1 protein-coding gene is annotated in these 2,760 nt (G+C 70.6%); it reads right to left on the bottom strand.

Annotated elements, in window-relative coordinates; all coding sequences use genetic code 11:
• Positions 1–2,599 (bottom strand): alanine--tRNA ligase (gene alaS, locus SSBG_RS25600; protein WP_008748956.1); only part of this gene is annotated, 2,599 nt, incomplete at its 3' end.
• Positions 2,600–2,760 lie beyond the last annotated feature (161 nt).

Genomic DNA, 2,760 nt, shown 5'->3' with positions numbered 1-2,760 from the left:
CGCCCTGCGCCACGTCCGGCTTGCCGCCGCCCCCGCCGCCGAGCGCCTTGGCGGCGGTACGGACCAGGTCACCGGCCTTGAAGCCGCGCTCGCGCGCCGCCTCGTTGGTCGCGACGACCGTGACCGGGCGCCCGCCCGTGACGGCGAAGAGCGCGACGACCGCCGGGCGGTCGCCCGGGATGCGGCCGCGCACGTCGAGCACGAGCCTGCGCAGGTCGTCGGCACCCGTGCCGTCGGGGACCTGGCCGGTCACGAGCGCGGTGCCGTGCACGTCCTTGGCGCCCGCGGCGAGCCCGGCGGCCGCCTGGAGGACCTTCTCGGCGCGGAACCTCTCGATCTCCTTCTCGGCGTCCTTGAGCTTGCCGAGCATTCCGGAGATCTTCTCCGGCAGTTCCTCGGGACGGCCCTTGACCAGTTCCTGGAGCTGCGAGACGACCGTGTGCTCCCGGGCTAGGAAGTGGTACGCGTCGACACCGACGAGCGCCTCGATACGGCGCACGCCCGAGCCGATCGAGGACTCGCCGAGGAGCTTCACGAGGCCGAGCTGGGCGGTGTTGTGCACGTGCGTGCCGCCGCACAGCTCCTTGGAGAAGTCCCCGATCGTCACGACGCGGACCCGCTCGCCGTACTTCTCGCCGAACTCGGCGATGGCGCCCTGCTTCTTCGCCTCGTCGATCGACATGACCTCGGCCTGGACGTCCATCTCGCGCGAGAGGACCTCGTTGATGCGCTGCTCGACATCGGTCATGACGGCGGTCGGGACGGCCGCCGGGGAGCCGAAGTCGAAACGGAAGCGGCCGGGCTGGTTCTCCGAACCGGCCTGCGCGGCCGTGGGGCCGAGCGCGTCGCGCAGCGCCTGGTGCGTGAGGTGGGTCGCGGAGTGGGCGCGCGCGATGGCGCGGCGGCGCGTCTGGTCGATCGCGGCCCACACGGGGGCGTCCACGGTGATCTCGCCGACCTGGACGCGGCCCTTGTGGACGTGCACGCCGGGGACGGGCTTCTGCACGTCGCGGATCTCGACCACGGCGCCGTTGTCGAGGCGGATGCGGCCGGTGTCGCCGATCTGGCCGCCGCCCTCCGCGTAGAAGGGGGTGCGGTCGAGGACGACCTCGACCTCGTCGCCCTCGCTCGCGGCGGGCGCGGGCACGCCGTCCACGAGGAGGCCGACGATGCGGGCCTCGCCTTCGAGCTGGACGTAGCCGGTGAAGTCGGTGGCGCCGGCGGCGTCCGCGATCTCGCGGTAGGCGTGCAGGTCGGCGTGGCCGGTCTTCTTCGCCTGCGAGTCGGCCTTGGCGCGCTCGCGCTGCTCCTTCATGAGGCGCCGGAAGCCGTCCTCGTCCACCGAGAGGCCCTGTTCGGCGGCCATCTCCAGGGTGAGGTCGATCGGGAAGCCCCACGTGTCGTGAAGGAGGAACGCCTTCTCGCCGGGGAGGACCGTCGAGCCGGTCGCGCGGGTCTCGGTGACGGCGGTGTCGAGGATGTTCGTGCCGGCCTTGAGGGTCTTGAGGAAGGCGGCCTCCTCGGCGAGCGCGACGGTCTCGACGCGCTTGCGGTCGGTGACCAGCTCCGGGTACTGCTGCCCCATCGTGTCGATGACGACGTCCACGAGGTCCTGGACGACCGGGCCGGTGGCGCCGAGGAGGCGCATGTTGCGGATGGCGCGGCGCATGATGCGGCGCAGCACGTAGCCGCGGCCCTCGTTGCCGGGGGTCACGCCGTCGCCGATGAGCATGACGGAGGTGCGCATGTGGTCGGAGACGACGCGCAGCGAGACGTCGCTCGCCACGGCCGCGCCGTAGGCCACGCCGGTCAGCTCGGTGGCCTTGTCGATGACGACGCGCAGGGTGTCCGTCTCGTACATGTTGCGGACGCCCTGGAGGATCATCGCGAGGCGTTCGAGGCCGAGGCCGGTGTCGATGTTCTGGCTCGGGAGGTCGCCGAGGATCTCGAAGTCGTCCTTGCCGCGCCCCGCCCCGCGCTCGTACTGCATGAAGACGAGGTTCCAGATCTCCACGTACCGCTCGTCGTTGACGGCCGGGCCGCCCTCGACGCCGAACTCGGGACCGCGGTCGTAGTTGATCTCGGAGCAGGGGCCGCAGGGGCCGGGGACGCCCATGGACCAGAAGTTGTCGGCCTTGCCGAGGCGCTGGATGCGCTCGGCGGGGACGCCGACGACGTCGCGCCAGATCTGCTCGGCCTCGTCGTCGTCCTGGTAGACGGTGATCCACAGCCGCTCGGCCTCCAGGCCGAAGCCGCCGTCGGCGACGGAGGAGGTCAGCAGTTCCCAGGCGTACTTGATGGCCCCTTCCTTGAAGTAGTCGCCAAAGGAGAAGTTCCCGCACATCTGGAAGAAGGTGCCGTGGCGGGTGGTCTTGCCGACCTCTTCGATGTCGGGGGTGCGCACGCACTTCTGCACGCTCGTGGCGCGCGGCGCGGGCGGCTTGACCTCGCCGAGGAAGTACGGCTTGAAGGGGACCATGCCCGCGGGCACGAGCAGCAGCGTCGGGTCGTCCGCGATCAGCGACGCCGACGGCACGACCTTGTGCCCGCGCTCCTCGAAGAAGCGCAGCCAGCGGCGGCGGATTTCAGCCGACTCCATCAGTGGTCCTCATTCCGGTTGTGACGGGTGGTGGGGCGGGCGGGGCGCCCGGGACTCTTCGGGTCCTCGTCCGCGGGCTCGACGCGGCCCTCGATGACGCGCGGCGAGCCGGCACCGTTTGATTTGTGTTTCTTATTTTTGGTTTTTCTTTTTTTTTTTTT

This window comes from Streptomyces sp. SPB074, assembly GCF_000154905.1.
Lineage (GTDB): Bacteria > Actinomycetota > Actinomycetes > Streptomycetales > Streptomycetaceae > Streptomyces.
Note: the sequence above shows the minus strand (reverse complement) of the source record. Positions and strands in the feature narration are given on the sequence as shown.